The 20434-nt window shown below is 35.0% G+C and carries 20 protein-coding genes; 7 read left to right on the forward strand and 13 right to left on the reverse strand.

Features of this window, described 5'->3' with window-relative positions; translation table 11 throughout:
- The first annotated feature begins 9 nt into the window (after positions 1-9).
- Both I7822_RS10125 and I7822_RS10130 read left to right on the forward strand, forming a co-directional pair.
- Positions 10-927, forward strand: a complete 918-nt coding sequence (locus I7822_RS10125) for an ABC transporter ATP-binding protein (protein WP_207977606.1) — start codon at positions 10-12, stop codon at positions 925-927.
- Complete coding sequence (locus I7822_RS10130) at positions 924-2024, forward strand: ABC transporter permease (protein ID WP_207977608.1); 1101 nt, start codon at positions 924-926, stop codon at positions 2022-2024. The genes I7822_RS10125 and I7822_RS10130 overlap by 4 nt, the downstream gene beginning before the upstream one ends.
- A 95-nt stretch (positions 2025-2119) precedes the next feature.
- On the opposite strand, the gene I7822_RS10135 is transcribed toward I7822_RS10130, so the two are convergent.
- The 7 genes from I7822_RS10135 to I7822_RS10165 all read right to left on the reverse strand — a co-directional run bounded on the left by I7822_RS10135 (position 2120) and on the right by I7822_RS10165 (position 9797).
- The gene (locus I7822_RS10135; RefSeq protein WP_207977611.1) at positions 2120-3043 is read right to left on the reverse strand and encodes a DUF1835 domain-containing protein; all 924 of its coding nucleotides are present in this window, start codon (positions 3041-3043) and stop codon (positions 2120-2122) included.
- Between the two features lie 329 nt (positions 3044-3372).
- Complete coding sequence (locus I7822_RS10140; RefSeq protein ID WP_207977613.1) at positions 3373-4341, reverse strand: sugar phosphate isomerase/epimerase family protein; 969 nt, start codon at positions 4339-4341, stop codon at positions 3373-3375.
- Between the two features lie 73 nt (positions 4342-4414).
- A complete protein-coding gene (locus I7822_RS10145) occupies positions 4415-5242 on the reverse strand; it encodes a carbohydrate ABC transporter permease (protein WP_207978024.1) in 828 nt (275 codons plus the stop codon).
- Positions 5242-6183, reverse strand: coding sequence for a carbohydrate ABC transporter permease (locus I7822_RS10150; RefSeq protein WP_243459394.1), 942 nt, complete (start codon positions 6181-6183; stop codon positions 5242-5244). Before I7822_RS10150 ends, I7822_RS10145 begins: the two co-directional genes overlap by 1 nt.
- Before the next feature lie 54 nt (positions 6184-6237).
- Positions 6238-7506: an ABC transporter substrate-binding protein gene (locus I7822_RS10155; protein WP_207977615.1), complete on the reverse strand. Its 1269-nt coding sequence runs from the start codon at positions 7504-7506 to the stop codon at positions 6238-6240.
- Between the two features lie 11 nt (positions 7507-7517).
- Positions 7518-8531, reverse strand: coding sequence for a Gfo/Idh/MocA family protein (locus I7822_RS10160; RefSeq protein ID WP_207977617.1), 1014 nt, complete (start codon positions 8529-8531; stop codon positions 7518-7520).
- A 231-nt stretch (positions 8532-8762) separates the two neighbouring features.
- Positions 8763-9797, reverse strand: a complete 1035-nt coding sequence (locus I7822_RS10165) for a LacI family DNA-binding transcriptional regulator (protein ID WP_207977619.1) — start codon at positions 9795-9797, stop codon at positions 8763-8765.
- 415 nt (positions 9798-10212) lie between these two features.
- Between I7822_RS10165 and I7822_RS10170 the strand changes: the two genes are divergently transcribed.
- Positions 10213-11103 carry an MBL fold metallo-hydrolase gene (locus tag I7822_RS10170; RefSeq protein WP_207977621.1) on the forward strand — a complete coding sequence of 297 codons (891 nt, stop codon included), beginning with the start codon at positions 10213-10215 and terminating at the stop codon, positions 11101-11103.
- A 269-nt stretch (positions 11104-11372) separates the two neighbouring features.
- On the opposite strand, the gene I7822_RS10175 is transcribed toward I7822_RS10170, so the two are convergent.
- Positions 11373-11642 carry a DUF1292 domain-containing protein gene (locus I7822_RS10175; RefSeq protein WP_207977623.1) on the reverse strand — a complete coding sequence of 90 codons (270 nt, stop codon included), beginning with the start codon at positions 11640-11642 and terminating at the stop codon, positions 11373-11375.
- A gap of 304 nt (positions 11643-11946) precedes the next feature.
- On the opposite strand from I7822_RS10175, the gene I7822_RS10180 reads away from it, so the two are divergent.
- A complete protein-coding gene (locus I7822_RS10180) occupies positions 11947-12633 on the forward strand; it encodes an SIMPL domain-containing protein (protein WP_207977631.1) in 687 nt (228 codons plus the stop codon).
- Positions 12634-12682: 49 nt separating this feature from the next.
- On the opposite strand, the gene I7822_RS10185 is transcribed toward I7822_RS10180, so the two are convergent.
- Positions 12683-13657 carry an aldo/keto reductase family protein gene (locus tag I7822_RS10185; protein WP_207977634.1) on the reverse strand — a complete coding sequence of 325 codons (975 nt, stop codon included), beginning with the start codon at positions 13655-13657 and terminating at the stop codon, positions 12683-12685.
- Positions 13658-14001: 344 nt separating this feature from the next.
- Complete coding sequence (locus I7822_RS10190; RefSeq protein ID WP_207977637.1) at positions 14002-15102, reverse strand: PRK06851 family protein; 1101 nt, start codon at positions 15100-15102, stop codon at positions 14002-14004.
- A 168-nt stretch (positions 15103-15270) separates the two neighbouring features.
- Between I7822_RS10190 and yxiS the strand changes: the two genes are divergently transcribed.
- Together yxiS and I7822_RS10200 are read left to right on the forward strand one after the other, a co-directional pair.
- Complete coding sequence (gene yxiS, locus I7822_RS10195; protein WP_207977640.1) at positions 15271-15573, forward strand: protein YxiS; 303 nt, start codon at positions 15271-15273, stop codon at positions 15571-15573.
- 14 nt (positions 15574-15587) lie between these two features.
- Positions 15588-16010, forward strand: a complete 423-nt coding sequence (locus I7822_RS10200; protein ID WP_207977642.1) for a VOC family protein — start codon at positions 15588-15590, stop codon at positions 16008-16010.
- Positions 16011-16109: 99 nt separating this feature from the next.
- Here the strand turns inward: I7822_RS10200 and fabF are convergent, their stop codons facing one another.
- The 3 genes from fabF to I7822_RS10215 all read right to left on the reverse strand — a co-directional run bounded on the left by fabF (position 16110) and on the right by I7822_RS10215 (position 18357).
- A complete protein-coding gene (gene fabF / locus I7822_RS10205) occupies positions 16110-17345 on the reverse strand; it encodes a beta-ketoacyl-ACP synthase II (RefSeq protein ID WP_207977644.1) in 1236 nt (411 codons plus the stop codon).
- A gap of 198 nt (positions 17346-17543) precedes the next feature.
- Complete coding sequence (locus I7822_RS10210) at positions 17544-17981, reverse strand: DUF6376 family protein (protein WP_243459395.1); 438 nt, start codon at positions 17979-17981, stop codon at positions 17544-17546.
- A gap of 229 nt (positions 17982-18210) precedes the next feature.
- Positions 18211-18357, reverse strand: coding sequence for a hypothetical protein (locus I7822_RS10215; RefSeq protein ID WP_207978072.1), 147 nt, complete (start codon positions 18355-18357; stop codon positions 18211-18213).
- A 245-nt stretch (positions 18358-18602) separates the two neighbouring features.
- Between I7822_RS10215 and I7822_RS10220 the strand changes: the two genes are divergently transcribed.
- Positions 18603-19931 (forward strand): YncE family protein, encoded by a 1329-nt coding sequence (locus tag I7822_RS10220; protein WP_207977646.1) that lies wholly within the window; start codon positions 18603-18605, stop codon positions 19929-19931.
- Positions 19932-20434: the final 503 nt, after the last annotated feature.

The following is a 20434-nucleotide window of genomic DNA, read 5'->3' on the forward strand; positions in this document are numbered from 1 at the left end:
AAGGAGTGAATGCAAATTATGATCGAAGTAGATGGGTTAGTTAAAAAATATGGTGATTTCACTGCAGTAAATGATGTTAAATTCACAGTAAACGCAGGAGAGGTTTTTGGTTTATTAGGACCAAATGGAGCTGGAAAAACGACAACAATTGAAATGCTCGTAGGTCTTAGAAAGCCTGATCAAGGAACTGCTAGGCTAGCAGGTTTTGATATTCGAAAAGAAATAGGAAAGGTGAAAGAAGTAATAGGTGTTCAGCTTCAATCTACTTCTTTATTTGAATTATTAACTGTTGAAGAGATTATGAAAATGTATGCAAGCTTTTACCCAAGCCATGTCAGTATACCTGACCTTATTAACGACATGTTACTTTCAGAAAAGAAAAAAGCCCGTATAAAAGGCTTATCTGGAGGACAAAAGCAAAGATTGGCAATTGCCTTAGCGATAATTCATAACCCTAAAATTGTTTTTCTTGATGAGCCAACTACAGGATTAGACCCTCAAGCACGTAGAACATTATGGAACATCATTGAAAATTTAAAGGAAGCGGGAAAAACAATTGTCCTCTCTACTCATTACATGGATGAAGCACATGTGCTTTGTGATCGTATCGGTATTATGGATAAAGGATCATTAATAGCTTTAGATACACCTACATCGTTAGTAAAACAGCTACAATCTGATAGTGCAGTCGAGTTTTCACTTCAGTCCCAACAAGATTCCTTGTTTCTCGAAGAAATCCAGGGCGTGAAGCAATTAACGAAAAGACATGATAAATATGTACTTTATACAGATTCCCTACAATCCACCCTAACAGATTTAATCCAACACACCTCAAGTAAAAACATAAACCTTCAAGATCTGCAAACAAGAACAGCTACTTTAGAAGATGTATTTATTCATATGACCGGAAGGAGTCTACGAGAATGAAAGCTTACCTACAGCTAACATTAGCTCAGCTCCGGATCTTTTCTAGAAATCGTCAAGTCTTGTTCTTTACACTTCTTTTCCCAATTATACTAATGCTCGCTCTTGGTACATTTGTTGGGAACGGTAATGGAATTTCTTTTTCAATTGCAATTGTAGACAATGACCAATCACAAGCCTCTAAGCAGCTTATTTCTCCTTTTAGAGAAAATGACGCGATTAAACTTGAACTAATTGACGATGTTGATGAAGCTTTAAAGCTTTTGAAAGATGGAGAGAATCAGCTTGTTATGGAGATACCTGATGGATATCATACATATTATAAGAACCTTGGCACAAATGACGATCGTTTTACCTTACCTGTATACTATAATGAAACAAATTTATCTGTGTCTCAGCTCGCACTTTCCATTGTGAATGCAACTGTTGATGAAATTAGCAAAGATATCGTTAACTATTCTCCAGTTGTTGAAATTGAATCAAAGGGTGTCCGTGCATTAGATATTCAGTACATTGATTTCCTTGTTCCTGGGATCGTTGCCATGATGATTATGAGTAACAATATGAATGGTGTCGCAGGGCAAATTTCAGCGTGGAGAGAACGTGGAATCTTACGGAGAATGCAAGGTACTCGCCTTAAGGCTTCAACCTTCATTTCGGCCCAAATTACTGCACGACTATTTTTAAATGGATTACAAGCATTATTTGTCCTGCTTGTTGGAGAGGTAGTATTTGACATTAATGTTAATGGATCCTGGCTAGCATTAATTGGATTTGTGATTTTAGGTACTTTAACATTTATGTCTCTTGGGTTTATTATCGCAGGTGTTGCAAAAAATCCAGAGAGCGCTGGGCCAATTGCAGCCTTTGTAACGTTTCCAATGTTATTTTTAGGTGGTGTCTTTTTCCCAATTAGTAATATGCCTGAATTTCTACAGCCATTTGTAAATATTTTACCAATAGCTCATTTAACAACAGCTTTACGTGAGACAATGAATGTAGGTACTCCTATTACAGAACTTTGGGTTGAGACTTTGACTTTAGGCGGATGGCTTGTTGTTTCATTCTTTGTTGCAAGTAAGGCGTTTAAATGGGAATAAGTTTGCCCAATGATCTGACGAAAGAACTTGCTTTTAAGAAATAATGTGTGCTACTTATCTTAGTAGCACACTGTTTTTTTATTTAGGTGGACTAGTTAAATAAGATGTTTCAAATGTACGCCTCCAACCCACCAATCAATCCCAATTAAATCAAGACGATTCTCTTTCCCCTCTAGAACGTTCTCGCCATTAGGGCTAATAGTCAGGTTAGGATCTAAATGATTATATTCAAAAGCTGGCAATGGTCCATCAATTTCAAGTAGAGCATTTTCACCTTTGATTAACTCTTTTAATAATGCAGCAATATGTAAATCACTTAAACCATCGTTTATTAATAACGGTGATATGCTTTTGTAAAGATCTCTAAAAGAACAAGTCTTTTTTGCAATTGTGTTGAGTACCAACGATTCAATTTCATTTAACCCTGTTAGAGCTGATGGAAAATACCTTTCATGTCGTATAAACGTCTCTAGTAAAAATGGTAATTCATGTTGTTCATCAGTTATCCATTTTTTAATTTCCTTCGGGTTAGATGAGGTATAAGCATTCCAGCCTGTTACCGCCTCTTTAACTTGTTTGCTAGTAATTTTTACTCGTTGATTAAAGAGATTTGTTAATTGCTCAAAATTCAATTGGCCTAACCCATAAAAAGGAAAAATGGTAGGATATGAGTTCACACTGACCATTGATAGATTTACGAAATTCTGAATCGATAATTGTGTTAGTATGTACATTAACATCGTTTGATCATAGCGATCATGTTCGAACCAAAGTACCACCTCTTCTTCCCGTGAAATTTTATTAAGTTGGTTTAATTGGTTATGACAATTCTGGATAAATAAAGATGAAGGGATATTATGTTTATCCTCAAAAAAAGTGGCCCTATTATTAATTAATTCCTCATTTGACCAATTGGAATTTAGTGGACCGAAATCATACATCTCTCTCCAAACAATTATATCCCCATTAATTCCCTTTACTTTTTTACCGAGAACATCACCGTTTACAATATGAATCATATTAGACTCCTCAGTTAATATTAGGATTGATAACTTTCTATTATTTAAAATATTGTTATAAGCACTTTTCTTCCTATTCGATTCTATTATCATAGTTTACAAGACTTTGTGCAAAATAAAACCTCTTTGCACTAACAAAGAGGTTTTTAAGTAACCTTTATTTTTTTATAAATCTTTTTTATATAATCGGCTGCTTGCTTTACTCCTTCTCCATTACCGCCGCAAGTGGCTTGCAGACCAGCTTAACCACTGTACCAATTGAAGATCGAAACATCCAGATAAGCATAGGCGTGAGCTTTATAACCAATCATTCCAATTTTACTTGTTTCTTAAGCCCACCACAATTCCTTCGCTCCTTGCTTAATTAATTTATTCTGCAAAAATTCAACTGCTTTTGTGAATCCTTCCTCTATGCTCATTAAACCGTCTTCATGTTCAATACTAATAGCCCCTTCGTAACCAATTGTTTGAAGGCTGCTTATAATCTCTCTCCAGGTATCTTCACCATGACCATACCCCACTGTACGGAAAACCCATGAACGGTTTGCGATATCCTTATAGCTCTTTGTATCTAACACACCATTTAATGGATTGTTTTGTTGATCGATTCTCGTATCTTTTGCATGAAAATGAAATAATGCATTTTCTTTTCCTAAAGCTTTTATACATGCTACTGGATCCATTCCTTGCCAAAAATAATGACTTGGATCAAAGTTAGCTCCAATTTGATCCCCGCACTCTTCTCTTAAACGCAGCAAGGTTTCGGTATTATATACAACAAATCCTGGGTGTGGTTCAACAGCAACACGTACATTATACTCTTTTAAAAATTGATTTTGTTCCTGCCAATATGGAATCACCTTTTCCCTCCACTGCCAATCTACAACCTCTGAAAAGTCATTTGGCCATGGACAAGTAATCCAAACTGGGTGTAAAGAATAATCAGATTCTCCAGGACAACCTGAGAATGTTACTACATTTTCAATTCCTAGCTTAGAAGCAAGTCGGACAGTATCTTGAAATACTTGATGATGCTCTGTAGCAATATCTTTATTTGGATGTAAAGGGTTACCATGACAGCTTAATGCGCTGATTTGGATACCTCTAGTTTGAAATGCCTCATAAAACGCATTAAATTTTGCTTGATCTGCCAATAATTCAGAAGGATTACAATGTGCATTCCCTACATATCCACCAGTACCAATTTCTACAGTATCAAGACCAGAATCCTTAATGTAATCCAATGCTTCATGTAAAGATTTCTCCGAGAATAGTACAGCAAAAACTCCTAGTTTCATCTAAATCTACCCCCTAAAAATTAGTTGAATATGTGTTTTTAAAATTCACTTCTAGTAAATTAGTATCCTTCCTTTATTTCTCAGATCCTGCAGTGATTCCGCTTACAATATACTTTTGTAATAAGATAAACATAATAATAATTGGTGCAGCAGCAATCGTAGAGACTGCCATTAGTCCATCCCACTGTGTTCCATATTGACCAATAAATTTTGTTAGTCCCATTGTTAATGGCCGAATTTTTTCATCTGTAGCAAGGGTTAAGGCAAATATTAAATCTCCCCAAGCGAATAAAAAACTGAACGTACCAACTGTTAATAATGTGGGTTTTGTCAATGGAAGAACAACTTTAACAAAAGCAGTGAAACGATTACAGCCATCGATAACTGCTGCATCCTCTAAACCTCTTGGGATTGAAAGAAAAAACGGACGCATTATTAATATAGCAAATGGTAAAGCGAGTGTTGTATTTCCGATTATTAAAGCTACATAACTATTTAGTAGGTTAAAATGACTAAATAAGATAAATAGTGGCATAGCGGTCATAATACCAGGTACCATTTGCGTGACAAGTAAGATTAGCAGGAAGATCCCACTACCCTTTAAGCGAAAACGAGCCATTGCATATGCTGCAGGCAAAGCTAATAAAAGTGTAAGTAGTGATGTTCCGATCGCGATGATTAACGAATTTTTTAGGTACAATAAAATACTCTGATCTTCTACTATATTTTTGATGTACGCATTAAACTGAATCGTTTCTGGAAAAATCATCGGAGGAGTTGCGAACACATCTTGGATTGGCTTAACAGACGTCGTGATCATCCAATAGATAGGAAATAGAAACACTGCTGTTATTAAGAGTGCAATGACAAACATTCCATATTGTCTAGTAGTATATTTCATCACATTGACTCCTCCTTCCTGATCAAATATAGGTAAATTAGTGAGATGACCGTTAAGATTACTAGAATAATTGTTGCTACAGCACCACTAAGACTAAATTTAAAGTTTACAAAAGCAAGCTCGTAACCGAAAAACGGAAGAACTTGTGTCGCATTAACTGGCCCTCCTCCCGTCATGATTAGAATAATATCAAATACTTTAAACGTGTAGATAATCCCGAGAACTAAGACGACCAAAGTTGCTGGCTTCATCAGTGGTAACGTAATTTTAAAAAATGACTGTATTCTTGAAGCGCCATCTATTTTTGCTGCTTCATAGACGTCATTTGGCAGTGCTTGTAAAGCTGATAATAAGAGAATCATATTGAACGGAATTCCAATCCAAATATTTGTCACGATTATGGCCATTAATGCAGTGCTTTGTTGGCCTAACCAGTTTATGGGTTCACTTATTAATCCAATTTGGATAAGGAGATAATTGAGTACACCATAGTCCACATCATATAGCCATTTAAATAGTGTTCCCGTTATAACAAGTGGTGTCATCCACGCTAAAAGCAAAATTGAGCGAAAGAAGTTGCGCATCGGAAATTTTTGATTAAAAAATAATGCTAACAAAAAACCAATTGAAAGCTGAAAAACAATACAGGAAACAGTGTAAATCACTGTATTCTTTAAGGATAGTAGAAATCTTTCATCTTGAAAAATTTGACGATAATTTTCAAGTCCGATAAATGACTTATCACCTTTTAAATTCATGATAGTAACGTCTTGAAAACTAATAAAAATATTATAAAAAATTGGATATAGCATAAACATTACAACAAAAAGAAAGGCAGGTATGATAAATAAATATTTTGGCAGAGTTTTCTTCAAAAATGGACCAAATTGCAATCCAACACTGACCTTCCTATTAGATTCAACTCTTGTATCCGCTTCCAAAGTTTAGCCCCCTTTTGAATCAGTTTGAGCCTATTTCAAACTCAGTCGTTTTTATTATGGTAATAAAGGTTTTATTTTTTCTGCAGATTCTTTCATTACTTTTTCAACATCTTCACCAGTAATGGTTCGTTGAAGGGCTTCTTGGACGATTGTTGATATTTCCGGATATTTTGTTCCGTAAGCACGAGGTTTAGATGTTTTTATCTGTTGAACAAACACTTGTAATTGTGGGTCTTTGTTCCATTCATAATTCTCATCGCTAGCAACATCTTCACGGTTAGGTAATCGACCTCCAAGTTCATGCATTGGTCCCAATACATCAGGCTGTTGAGTCCAGGTTATAAAATCAAATGCTTCCTGTTTATGTTCTGTTGTTGCTGTAATTGCCCAGTTTTCACCGCCAAGTATTGAAGCAGCTTGTTCATCTTCTGGCATAAGTACAACATCCCAATTCATATCCTTAGATTCTTCTCTGAGTGTAGGAAGCTGCCACGGTCCATTTACCATCATAGCTGCTTTACCAGTTTGGAATTGAACAAGAACATCTTGCTGATCCCAATTAATAATATTTTCTGACATCGAGCCTTCCTTCACCAAATCTTGGATAAATGTCATTGCAGAAATAGCTTTTGGACTACCAAAGGAGTCTAAATCAGCACCAGATTGCCATAAGTAAGGTAAAAATTGGAATGTACCCTCTTCACTTTTAGTTGCAGCAATTGCTAAACCTTTGCGATCATTTGTTGTTAATTTTTTTGCTGCTTCTTTTAAATCCTCCCAATTTTTAGGTGGTTCAGTAATACCGGCTTCTTCAAACATGTCTTTATTGTAATAAAGTGCAAGCGCATTACTATTATTTGGAATACCGTAGTACTTACCATCTAACATCGTTGAAGCTTTTGGACCTTCAAAATATTGATCTGCTTCTCCCCAAGCTTCTACTTCCTTTGTAATATCAGCAAAAACCCCGGCAGCTGCGAATGATTGATGATCAGGATTATCGATTATGACGATATCCGGCAATTCGTTCCCCGCAATTCCTTGAAGTAGTTTTGTTTTTAAATCAGCAAAAGGAAAATAGGTTCGCTCGAACTTAATATTTGGGTGACTTTCTTCATACTTACGAAGCAATTCTAATTGTTCTTTTTCTGGAGGTGAATCTGGATTTAAATAATCCCAAACCTTTAATGTTACGACTTCATCAGTTTTATTTTTGCCTTCATCTTGTTGATCATTACTAGCCCCATCACTACTACATCCAACAAGTCCGATTAGCATTAAAAATAAAAGACCACATATTAATTTCCAGTGCGATTTCATCATAAATTCCCCCTTTAATTAATTGCTTCTATACTTTTACTCCCTACAATGGTTACTTCTTCACCATGTTTAATAGATTGTAGGGCACCACCCACTATTGCAAAGCTTTTTAAATTATCCTCGAGATGAGTGATTGGCTTTCGATTTTCTTTTATGGCTTGAACCATTTCAAAAATTGAAAATTCACGATCAGTATAAGGCATTTTGGGAAGTTCTAACTCTTGTGTTTTTCCATCCTCATAAGTCAAAAGTGGAACATCATCAATTAATTCAATGATTCCTTTGCTTCCTACTAAACGAACCTCTCCATTCCAAGATGTTTCTTTCCCCCTTGTTACCCAACTCCCAAAATAGTTGATTAAGGTTTCATCAAATTTAATGATGGCGCTCGCAACTCCATTCCCACCAAACCAACTCCAAGATGGTTTCATACTTTTTGAATAAATGGATGTCGCATCTTTTCCTAAAATATGTCTTAATAAATCAAAGTGGTGTATGCTCATATCTTCTATTAAAATCTCACTATATTGATCTCGCCATCCACCAAATTTTGTTGCTCTTCTAAAATTCCATTCTCCATATTCAACAGTTCCAATAATACCTTGCTGAATACAATCCTTTATCGCTGAAATCTCTGGTCTCCATCGGTAATTTTGACTAATCATAATAAATTTCTCGTATTTCTTCGCTTCATTATATAATTCAGTAGCTTCTTCGAATGTATGAGTAATTGGTTTTTCCATGAAGACATATAATCCTGCTCGTAGTGCGTCAAGTGCTAGGCGTTTATGTGTTTGCGGTGGTGTAATGATGATCGCTATATCTGCTTCAACTTGTTCAAAGGCTTCTAAATGATTTTGAAAGAACTCAATTGACTCATCTTTCAATAATTTCTTTGCATCCAGGATATTATTTTCATCGACATCAACAACAGCAACTAGTTGAATTTCATTAAAGTCTCGTAAAATTGTTAGCCACGATTGTCCAAATCCTCCAACACCTATTTGGATTACTTTTAACCGACTCATAAAACAATCACTCTCCTACTTTACTTAATGGTTTTATAAAGAACAACTTTTACACTTTTACAAAAAATAATCGATGTACCACATCCTTTCGAGACTGAAGAAAAAATTATTTGATTATCGTACATCATTTTTAATAACAAGAATTTAAACGGGTAAATTACTAATGTACTGTACAATTTGTACTATTTACCCGTTTCAATTTAGGATTTATTTTTGACGTACGATAATCAATTATTCGTGTACATAATATTTCACATTTCCCTTTGTTACAATTTCAAGTTTTACAATGTCCTTTACTACCTGTATAGGCTCCTCTAACATAAGGTGATTAAAAACTTTTCTTACTGCAAGTGAACCTTGGTAAACTGGATCCTGACAGATCGTTGCAGTTATGACATTCTTTTTAAGAAAGTGATGTATTTCTTTATTCATATCGTGACCAATTAGGATTGGATTCTTATTTAACTTCATTTCTTCAATTCCTCTTGCTACTTCGGCAAGTGCTCCGGTGGCAACATAGATTCCATCAACTTGTTTTAACTCCTCTTCTAAATCCATAATAGAGTTTGAGAGATCTGTGTTACTTATTTTCAACGGGCGAATAAGCTCTATTTTATTGGACTGTGCAGTGTATTCTATAAAACCGAGAACTTTTTGCTGCATTTGAAACGTATTCATTTTATCTGTAATTAATGCGAATTTTTTAGATGTGTGTGTAAAATGATACAAAAGCTCTCCAGCTAATCGCCCAGAATCTTGATAATCTGCACCAACGTAGGATAATCTTTTGCTTGTAGGAGAGTCGCTGTTAAACGTATAAATCGGAAAGCCGCTTTCAATGCCAGTATTGATTACATGTATAAATGGGGTTGCATCATTGGCTGAAAGGACAAGTCCGTCATATTTTTCTGATTGAATAATGTCCTGAACGACTTGCACTTGCTCTTCGATTTCAAATTTCGACGTTCGAATGATGTCAATTTCAAATCCATAATCACATAAATCTTTATATGCCTTCATAATCCCCATTTCAATTTCCTTCCAGAAATATTCTGGATAAATAGGAAAAACAAACGCTACGAGAATTTGCTTTTTTCGAGAAAGTAAACTAGCTGACATATTTGGTTTGTAATTTAATTCTTTTGCTTTCTCTAAAACCTTTTTTAGTGTTTTAGGACTCACACCACTTCTGTTATTCAATGCTCGATCGACAGTGGCAATAGATAAGCCTAGCTGTTCAGCAATCGTTTTAGCTGTAATTTTCATGACATATCACCACTTATCCAAAAATCTTATGTAACGATTAACTTGCTAATTTGAGTTATATCATATCGGAAAAGTCTATGTCAACTTATTATTTGAATTTTTTGATTATTGATGTACGTAAATCTTTTTGGTTTTTTTATAAAATTGATAAATAGGTACAGGAGTATTTGTGCTGTTTCCATCTGAACAAAATGGCGATAATTTTTTTGGGGATTTTCGTAAAATAATTTAATGAATAAATTGATCCTCGATCACCAATTTCAATGCCAAGGAGAGTTCCCTTCTATTAGGATTTCTTACTTCTTCGCTGTTCATTTATAATCGGTTTTCATAAGGAATGTTTTTTGTTATAATGAATGAGTATTCATTCATTGAACATAATGAAGGTTGATCAATACTTAACGAGGTGATCCAGATGAAAAGGCTCGGCCCTATTCTAATTGTTGAAGGTCCAAATAATAGTAAGGTTCCTTATTCACGTAGTTTATACATAAATTGTTCTGAAAAGGTGTTAATTGATACTGGTGCAGATCCTCAAGAATTACTGAACATTAACGAACAATTTGGAGTGAATTTAATCATTAACACTCACTATCATCCAGATCATACTCAACATAATCATTTGTTTAAGCATGCTAAAAAATGGATAAATCCAATTGAATATCACACTTCACTTACAATAGATGGAATAGCAAAGAGTAATGGGATTTATCAGGAGTGGGGTTCTGAAGGTGTAAAGTTATGGCAAGAAAATATTCCAAAAGAGTGGATACAAAGTCTTTCAGAAATCAATGGAAAATATGCTTATGAAAAAGAGTATTTATTTGGTGGAGTAAACGTCATTTTTTTACATACACCAGGTCATACAAAAGGATTTTCGTGCCCTTACTTCCCAAACTTAGGTATTGTCTATACTGGAGATTATGATATGACTTCATTTGGGCCATGGTATAACGGCACAGATGGTAGTATAGATGACTTTATCAAATCAGGCCAGCGTCTGCTAAACATTGATGCAGACATATTTATAACCGGTCATCAAAAGGGTGTCTTTACAAGAGCAGAATTTAAGGATGCAATGATGAATTTTCTATCGATTATTGATATGCGAGATGAAATAATTGCAAAATATGTTCAACATGGTATGAATTTTGAAGAGCTTACGAATATTGGAATTTTTTATCCTCGAAAGGCTTTAGAACATAAGATTTTAAGGACATGGGAACGTGGTGGCATACGAAAACATCTCCATCGACTTGGCTACACTGTTGAGAATGCTGCAATCAAGCTGCTATGTGCAAAATAACCGTTACCTTTTAATAGTTTATTTAATGAAGGCTGTTTTCGCAAACTTTGTTTCTATTTAAAAAGTAGTGCGGTGTGGTTGATTGCAGCGAGAGATGCTCGCTTTCAGCAGGGCGTGCGGTGAGCCTCCTCGGCGTAAACGCCTGCATGAGTCTCACCTGTCCCGCTACTACCGCAGGAGTCTCGCAATCCGTTCCAATCAACCTGAAACAGTTTTTGGCAACAATCTCTTTGAAAAGAGCCATAATAAAAGAGAGGGTCCCCCCTCTCCTATTCTTCCTCGTCCATTAATTCTTCAAATGCAGATGATACTTTATCGAACTCCTCATCATTTTCAATGGCAGAGAAATCACCTTCATCATCTATCTTTAAAAAGAACACATCGATATCCTCTTCTGAATCATCCTGAATATCTTCAACAAACCCAACTGCTACATAATCTGTTCCTTCTAAAGTAATTGCAGCTAACACTTCAACTTCATTTTCCTGATCATTTTCATCGGTAATTGTAAATACTTCGCCTACTTCAATTTTATCCATTTTAAAAACTCCTTTTTGTCAACATACAAACGATTATTGGAAAATAACGCTACCCTTAAAAAAACTAGTACTCCAACTAGAGCCAATCAATAAGGACATGTCCACTTTCCCTTCCAACAAATAGTAACACTAATACTATTATATTTCCAAACAAATGAAAATTAATGCTTAACTATGTAAGGGATGTTAATAAATAATGCTTAAAATATGTATTCATTGAAAAAATTACATCATACCTTAAATGGAGAACATCACCATTTACTTATCCATGGTTAATATTTACAAGAAGAAAGGAGAAACATAAATGAGTTATTTTCAAACACCTTTTCCTTACAATAGTAATAGTTACTTAAGGACAGTTAGGCAGGTTCAAGGTAAGATGATAATTGAAGGTAATGGTCGTTTAACGGTTATGCCTGATCAAGCAATAATTAACATCGGTGTTATGACTGAAAATAACAATGTAGAAATCGCTCAAAATGAAAATTCCAAACAATCGAACCAGGTTATCGAAGCACTTCAACAATTAGGAATCTCATCTCATGATATCCAAACATTATCTTATACGATTCATCCCATTTATGACTTTGTTGAAGGTAAGTCTATTTTTAAGGGCTATCAAGTGCAACATGTTTTCGAAATCACAGTATTTGACCTTCAGAAAGTAGGAGAGGTTTATGAAGCGGCAGTATCTGCTGGAGCTAATATGGCAGGAAGTCTGCGTTTTGAAGTGTCCAATAAGGATGGATATTATCAAGAAGCTCTACAACTGGCAATGAAAAACGCAACTGAAAAAGCAATGAAACTAGGGCAACAAATAGGGGTAACAATCCATGTTCCACCTACAAAAATTACTGAAGAATCAGTTTCTATCGCACCGAAAGAATTATCAATCTCCTTCGCTACAGAAACAAGCTTACAAGCTTCTCCTCCAATCCAAAAGCGAGAAATAGAAATCGAAGCAAAAATTTCTGCTGTTTTTCAGTATTAATATTTGGCAAAGGACGGAACCTAATTCATTGGTCCGCCCTTATTTTTGATCATCTTAATGGAGCAAAGCCTTCCACTTTCTTTAATGTTTTCTCGATTTCTTCTAGTACATCAGCTTGAAGGTTGACTTGAACAGCCTTTACATTTTCTTCAATCTGTTCCGGTCTACTTGCCCCAATTAAAGCAGAACTGACTCCTTGTTTACGTAGTACCCAAGCTAATGATAGCTGAGCTAATGAAATACCAAGTTCCTGAGCTATTCCCTCTAGATCTTGAACACATTCCAACACATTTTCTTTCAGATAACTAGTAATAACACCATTAACGTTATCATTTGCTGCTCTGCTTTCTTGTGGAATTTGTGTTCTTGGCTTGTATTTTCCTGTTAAAATGCCTTGTGCAAGTGGAGAAAATACAATTTGCCCAATTCCCTCTTCTTCACTAACTTTTAGTACCTCGTCTTCTATATAACGCTCAAACATATTATATATTGGTTGATTTGAAACAAGTGGATGAAGATTCAATCTTTTACTAATTCCAGCAGCCTCCTTAATTTGTGCTGCACTCCATTCACTAACACCACCATAGACAATTTTCCCTTGGGTAATTAAGTCGTCAAGAGCCCTTAGTGTCTCATCTGTAGGTGTTTGATCATCATAACGATGGCAATAGTAGATATCGATATAATCCATACCAAGACGTTTTAAGCTCGATTCACATTGTTCCATTATATGTTTTCTAGATAATCCCCGATCATTTGGGCCTTCTCCCATTGGAAAGAATACCTTTGTTGAAAGCACGTAACTTGACCGACTGTAAGGCTTTAGTGCGGCACCAATTGCTTCTTCTCCAGCACCTCTGTTATAGGCATTAGCTGTATCAAAAAAATTAATGCCGCACTCAAATGCTTTACTGATACATGCATTAGCTGCTTCTTGTTCTGCTGCCGTTCCATATGTAAGCCAACTCCCCAGACCAATCTCACTCACCTTTAATCCGCTATTTCCTACACGTCTATATTTCATTTATCAGTCACCTAACCCTTATAAATTTTATTTCTATTAAAATAGCAAGTATTATTTTGACTGTTGCACTTTATAAAATTCGCGATATTTCGATTTATTCCTTTAATATTTGCATGTTATATTACAAATTTTCAATTATTAAAGTAGACTGTTTTCCTTAGCCAAATTATTAAATGTATTACCCATCCATTATGTTATCTGTCTATACTTGACTTTCACTTTTTATTATCTGGAATTCTATTGAAATTCGGTTTTTTACTTGCAAATTTCCTAAACTATTAAAGTTTAACAACAATCCCTCAATGTAAAAAGGACGAATTTTAAACATCCGTCCTTTTTCCTTATTAATATTTCTTTGCGATATATAACTCAACTTCATTTAATAGGCTTTGTTGAATCTCCTCTACCTTTGTAAAATCCATTGCATCAATATAATAACGCTCTAATTCATCTCTTAACTCTTTTGCCTCGGCTAGGTAAGAAATTGCTTCCTTCATTTTATCTTTGTATGCTTTTGTTGTTCTTGCTATGTCACTTGCAAATTCTTCATCCGTCCCTGGAGTTATGCATCTTTCATACATATCAATAATTTCATCTGAATCTCTATCAGGGAAGTACTCATGAGGTGCTGTACTATCGAATATAGCAATCCCCCTTTCTCGCAAAATAACCATATCAAGACTATTTGGATCAAAACCACAATGGTATACCTCTACATCAAAGCCCTTTTCCTCACCTGCTGAAACGATCTTCTTCAGCATGGTCGATTTGCCAGACCCAGCTCTTCCTTTTATAAAGTAACGTTTTTCAATATCTTCTGTTAAATTTTGAATAAAATCTACTGCTCCAAGAGGAGTTGCTGCACCTAAAAACCGATGCTTTATCTTTGGTGATTTCGCTAAAGCATTCTCACCATAAAAGAGATTGATCAATTCCTCTGTAAGTTTATTTGCTTCTGAAAAATCCATATTTGAAATATAAATATCTTCAATGTCATCATGAGCACTTAAAGCTTCAGCAAATGTTTCATAGGCAGTCTCAAACTTAATTGATATCATCTCATTAAGTCTAAGGATTGCTTCTTTATTTGCAGCTAGTTTTTCAGAATCCCAAGCCACTCCTAAATTCACATACTCTTCGATAACTCCAGGTGCTTTAGGTTCAATTATATGTGGTGCTGTTCCATCGACGATCCCTATCTTACAGGCAGGGAGAATAACTCCATCTATTGAATTGTTATCTGACGCACAATGCAAATAGTCAATATCAAATCCTTTGCCCTCATATAACTCGCCAATCTTTTTCATTAACGTGGATTTCCCAGTACCAGGACCACCTTTTAAAATAAACAATCGCTCTAAATCCTCTAATACTGAGTCATAAAGACTAAAAAAACCTTTAGCTGTGTTACCTCCAGCATAATAATGACGAATCTTTGCACTCATTGTATCACCCTTCCACTCCTTTTCTCCTAACATATGTAGATTATCTTACAAGGGTGAATGCCTATTTCTTATAAAATGTAAGATTTTGCAGCACTACCTGTGTTTATTGCGAAATAAGCTACACTTTCGATATAATGAACCATATATCAATTTAAAGGGGAAATCCGATTGAATTCAAAAGAAATGGAAAAACAAATCATCGCAAACTATCAACGAGATGAGCATATGATGATCCTAGTGTTTGCACAATGGTGTGTTAACAAAGATCTAGACCCAAAAGAAATTTATTTACGAGCATATCCAGAACAAGTTGATAATTCTGCGCTTCAACAAGCGATTGAGTTAACAGTACCTAAGGAAGAATCAAGCGATATTCCTGATACGACCTTACTTAATGTTTTATCCCTCTTTGGAAATGAAGATCTAGCGTTTATCGTATCAGAGGAAATAGATAAAATAAAAAAGAAGTGATAATGGGAGTAATTATGAAGAAAAAAATTGATCATATTGGGATTGCTGTTAGGGACTTAGACAATAGTATATCTATCTATGAAAATGTTCTAGGTGGAACATTAATCGATCGCTATCAAAGTGATGCAATTGGTGTTGAGAGTGAGATTGCTATAATGGAAGTGAATGGTGATCGAATTGAATTATTATCACCAACAAATAATTCAACATCCCCGATTGCGCGTTTTATTAAGCAAAAGGGCAAAGGTGTCCACCACATCGCCTATCAAGTCGAAAATTTAGATGAAGCGATCAAAGAACTTGAAGATAAAGGCATACGTATTTTAGAGGGTTCATTACGAATAAATAAACACGGTAGAAGATTAATTTACTTAAATCCCGCTGATACTGAAGGAACGATCATTGAGTATTGTGATTATCCACATAAAACACTTTGATTAAAAACAGCTTTAAAAAATGATCGCCCCACTACAACTCAATTTCTAAAAACAAAAAATGATCTGTTGTGACAGATCATTTTTTGTGGTTTACATACTTTAGTATCTTTTAAATACTAATGTTGCATTATGGCCACCAAACCCTAAAGAGTTAGATAAGACTACATTTACCTCTGCCTTTTGGGCAACATTCGGAACATAATCTAGATCAAGGTCTTCATCTGGTGTTGTGTAATTAATGGTTGGAGGTTTTATTCCATCTTTTATAGATAGTAAAGAGATAATCGCCTCAACTGCTCCGGCAGCTCCGAGCATATGCCCTGTCATGGATTTAGTTGAACTGATAGAGAGTTTATATGCATGTTCACCAAAAACTTCTTTAATAGCATTTGTTTCATATAGGTCATTATAATGTGTGCTAGTACCATGTGCATTGATATAATCAATATCTTCTGGGCTAAGATTTGCATCACTTAATGCTAATTTCATAGCACGTTGCCCACCTTCTCCTTCAGGTGCAGGTGTTGTAATATGATAAGCGTCACCTGTTGCTCCATATCCAACGATTTCTCCATATATCTTAGCATTTCGAGCTAACGCATGCTCAAGTTCTTCTAAAATTACAATACCTGAACCTTCCGCAATGACGAAGCCATCACGATTCTTATCGAACGGGCGACTTGCTGTTTTTGGATCTGGATTCGTCGATAGAGCAGTCATATTAGCAAATCCTGCAATCGTCATGTCTGTAATAGCAGCCTCAGCACCACCAGTAATCATCATATCAACATCTCCATTTTGGATGACGCGAAAGGCATCTCCAATTGAGTTTGCACCAGAAGCACATGCTGTAACTGAGCAATTGTTAATTCCTTTGGCACCAAGCTCAATCGAAACACGTCCTGAAGCCATATCTGGTATAAACATTGGTATAATAAATGGGCTAACACGTTTTGGTCCTTTCGCTAAAAATCGTTTATGTTGTTCTTCGAACTCGTCAAGTCCACCGATTCCAGAACCAATCCATACTCCTACTCGTTCAGGATCAACTTGTTCGCCGATTTGAATACCTGCATCCTTTACAGCCATCTTACTAGCCGCTATGGCTAAATGTGTAAATCTCGCCATTCTTCTTACTTCTTTAAAATCGATAAATTCTTCTGGTGAGAAGTTTTTTACTTCTCCAGCAACTTTCACATTAAATTGATCTGAATCAACTCTCGTTAAAGGCGCAATTCCTGAGACACCATTTTTAATATTTTCCCATGTTGTAAACGCATCATTTCCTAATGGAGTAACTGCTCCAATACCTGTAATGACAACTCGCTTTTTCATATTGTTTCTCCCCTTATGCATCTATCTAATCTTTGATTGTTTGTGAATACTAGCATTGTTTTTATAAAGATAAAAGCTGTTGATACCCATACTAACACAGTTTACGTATACTTAATAAATTATGACTAGGTCATAATAACACATATATATTCTATAATAACTTTTAATAAAAAAAAAGCCTCACATACTGTGAGAACTTTAAAGTTCTAACTTTTCGATAGACTCTAACAGTGATGTTACATCATTCACTGTATTTATGATTTCAGAATTCTCTAGTTTTTCAAGAGCTAGTTCTCCATTTTCCATAGCAGTATTTATCTCATCAATTAGGGCTTCATTTTTTGTTACTAAATCTTGATGAATGTCCTCTGCAATGGCAGGTGCTTCTATACTATTAAACTCATTAATCTCTTCAACCAGTGTATTCAATTGATTTTCAAGATCTTGCTTCACATCTGGATCAACTGCAGCATCTTGAATCATCTGTGGAGCTTCCTCTGCAAAATCACTTAATGAATTTATATAACTCTTAGCTTCATTTACATAATCCAAAGAATTATTAACTTCATCTAATAAAGAACAGGCACTCAGCATCATTGTTGCTAGAATAAGCATTACAGAAACTACTTTTTTCAATGTTATCTCCTCTCATCTTTCTTTTTAATTTTGTTCCTCTTTATTCATACGATTCACTTTGAAAAAAGTTTCAACTTTTATTATTTAGATTCAGTTATACTTGGTTGTTGCTTTCCGTTGCAGTAGTTCGCTTTCCGCGGGAGATCGGAGCCTCGCAAACTTTGTTGCTATTTACCAAGTAGTGCTCGCAATGATGATTTGTTGGAATAATCCATTTCCATTCCTATATTTATGATGTTAATGAAGGAGCACTAAAAAAGATTAACATTCCACCTATAATACCAAGTAACACTCCTATTGATGTGTGAGAAGCAAGATAAATACCAAGTGGGAAAATAAGTGCTCCCAAAATAAACAATCCTTTAGCCAGCCTCAATTTCTTCACCTCAGTGGCGTTTTAAAAGCAACAATCTCTTAGAAAAGAGCCTATATTTTTAATTCAATCTAAAAAACAACCAATGCCCTTCATATATATGAACAAGCAATGGAGCTTTTCTAACATAATATAAAGTATGATGCTTGCAATATTTACAAAGAAGGTGAGTTGATCGTGTTCTAAAAATAACAATTTCCTAGAATAGTAAAATGCAAGAACTTTCATGATGTAAAGGGGTGGTATACATGGTACCTTGTCAAGGTACAAATGAACATACGAAAGAATTTGAGTTTTCAATTAAGATTCCGGATGGATACGCACTTAGTGAATATGAGTTAAATGCTGATGTGACATTAAATACAGATCACTTAATATGTGTAGCCAAACCTTGTGAACTACAAGAACAAGATGAATCCTATCCAGTTTACGGTATTCAATTGCAAGGAAAACTTTCGATGCTAGCTAGCTTTTCTCCCGTTCATAACCAGTATGGGCAAGGAACAGCTGCTATATCAAAATTTCATACCATACCAATTAATCAAGTTATTTATTACACATCAACCCAAATAATCTACTATGATTTCAACCAGATTACTGTTGAAAGCATGACAGTAACCGAATCACTTATTGATAATACACTTATCATAAATGGTGTTCTCTCTCTTATGCAGGAACAACCAGATCTTCAGGTTTATGCTTTTACTGCAAATCATAATGACAACACATTATCAGTCATCGATACTTCAAGAATGACACTCCAACAGCCAATATCCCTTCCATATCCCCCAGATAAAATTGCAGTTACACCAGATAAAGCATACACGTTTGTTTTACATTCAAATGACAATGCTGTCACAATGATTAGCAATGAAACGCTCTCCGTTATCACTGTTTTCTCTATAGAAAGAGCAAATGATATTGGCTTCTCTCCTAGTGGTCAAACTGTTTATATCCTTAGCGGTGAGTTAGGTACAATTACTGTTGTTGACATAGAGACTCAAACGATTTCTAATACAATATCACTCACTGGATCAGGCTTTTCGAGTATTGCCATTGATCCAAACGGACAATACGCTTATATCGTAAATGCTTTAGCTTGGAGTATACTAATTGTTGATTTAAATTTAGAGGAAATTGTAGTGGTTCATCCTTCCTCATCCGATTATCCTTATTTAATAGAAATAGATCCATTTGGTGGTTTTGCTTATGTTTTTGGAGAAGTTCCTTCAGGTGGCTCCACGATCAAGATCTTTGATTTGTCATCATTCACCTTTATTAATGCTCCTTTAGTCAGCAATCAACTCGATTCGTTCCTTTCTTTTTCACCTAAGCAACCTATTGCTATATTAGGAGCTCAAAAAAGCGATGAAATCTATATTATTGATACAAGCCAGCATGAGGTAATAGGAAGCTTTTCAATTGATAATCCTGGCAGTGCTGCATTTACACCTGATGGAGATTTTATCTACATTTCACAAAAAGAACAAAATACAGTCACTGTCCTAAGTGCTGTTGATTTTACATTAATTGCAGTGATACCCGTTGGTGCATCACCTATCAGCATTGCCATATGAAACTCCTCCCACTTAGCACTTAAGGAGGGAGACTTCTGGCATAAAATCGTTAAAATAAAGGCTGTTTCCTCATTAATTGATGTAAAGCAGTACGATAATAATCCAGAAGCCGAATATTATAAACGACAAACGATTGAAAATATAAAATAAAAAAGCACACCACGAAAAAGTGATGTACTCTGTTTAGGATTGCAATATGTATGATTGCTTTATTCTTTTATTACTAACCATTTCAAAAAGTCCTGTTCAGATTTGGTTAAGAATCTGCCCAAGTCTTCTGAAAAATGAATATATAATTCAATATACCTTTTAGCCTTATCGTCCATTATGTACCCCCAATGATTTTGTAAGCCTTTTTAATTTTACCATGTTTTTAGTAATGTGGAATCATAAAATTAAAAATATTTGAAACTAGATACTTATCTCATTATTTTTCCACTTAAATACATCAACTTAAAAAATATTGTCACTTTAACCACATATATAAGTCAAAGAATAGGTAA

The organism is Metabacillus bambusae (assembly GCF_017497975.1).
Lineage (GTDB): Bacteria > Bacillota > Bacilli > Bacillales > Bacillaceae > Metabacillus > Metabacillus bambusae.

What these genes read in the sequence shown, in the direction of transcription:
- I7822_RS10125 (WP_207977606.1), top strand. Translation starts at nt 10, where the DNA reads ATGCAAATTATGATCGAAGTAGATGGGTTAGTTAAAAAATATGGTGAT.
- I7822_RS10130 (WP_207977608.1), top strand. Translation starts at nt 924, where the DNA reads ATGAAAGCTTACCTACAGCTAACATTAGCTCAGCTCCGGATCTTTTCT.
- I7822_RS10135 (WP_207977611.1), bottom strand. Translation starts at nt 3,043, where the DNA reads ATGATTCATATTGTAAACGGTGATGTTCTCGGTAAAAAAGTAAAGGGA.
- I7822_RS10140 (WP_207977613.1), bottom strand. Translation starts at nt 4,341, where the DNA reads ATGAAACTAGGAGTTTTTGCTGTACTATTCTCGGAGAAATCTTTACAT.
- I7822_RS10145 (WP_207978024.1), bottom strand. Translation starts at nt 5,242, where the DNA reads ATGAAATATACTACTAGACAATATGGAATGTTTGTCATTGCACTCTTA.
- I7822_RS10155 (WP_207977615.1), bottom strand. Translation starts at nt 7,506, where the DNA reads ATGATGAAATCGCACTGGAAATTAATATGTGGTCTTTTATTTTTAATG.
- I7822_RS10160 (WP_207977617.1), bottom strand. Translation starts at nt 8,531, where the DNA reads ATGAGTCGGTTAAAAGTAATCCAAATAGGTGTTGGAGGATTTGGACAA.
- I7822_RS10165 (WP_207977619.1), bottom strand. Translation starts at nt 9,797, where the DNA reads ATGAAAATTACAGCTAAAACGATTGCTGAACAGCTAGGCTTATCTATT.
- I7822_RS10170 (WP_207977621.1), top strand. Translation starts at nt 10,213, where the DNA reads ATGAAAAGGCTCGGCCCTATTCTAATTGTTGAAGGTCCAAATAATAGT.
- I7822_RS10175 (WP_207977623.1), bottom strand. Translation starts at nt 11,642, where the DNA reads ATGGATAAAATTGAAGTAGGCGAAGTATTTACAATTACCGATGAAAAT.
- I7822_RS10180 (WP_207977631.1), top strand. Translation starts at nt 11,947, where the DNA reads ATGAGTTATTTTCAAACACCTTTTCCTTACAATAGTAATAGTTACTTA.
- I7822_RS10185 (WP_207977634.1), bottom strand. Translation starts at nt 13,657, where the DNA reads ATGAAATATAGACGTGTAGGAAATAGCGGATTAAAGGTGAGTGAGATT.
- I7822_RS10190 (WP_207977637.1), bottom strand. Translation starts at nt 15,102, where the DNA reads ATGAGTGCAAAGATTCGTCATTATTATGCTGGAGGTAACACAGCTAAA.
- I7822_RS10200 (WP_207977642.1), top strand. Translation starts at nt 15,588, where the DNA reads ATGAAGAAAAAAATTGATCATATTGGGATTGCTGTTAGGGACTTAGAC.
- fabF (WP_207977644.1), bottom strand. Translation starts at nt 17,345, where the DNA reads ATGAAAAAGCGAGTTGTCATTACAGGTATTGGAGCAGTTACTCCATTA.
- I7822_RS10220 (WP_207977646.1), top strand. Translation starts at nt 18,603, where the DNA reads ATGGTACCTTGTCAAGGTACAAATGAACATACGAAAGAATTTGAGTTT.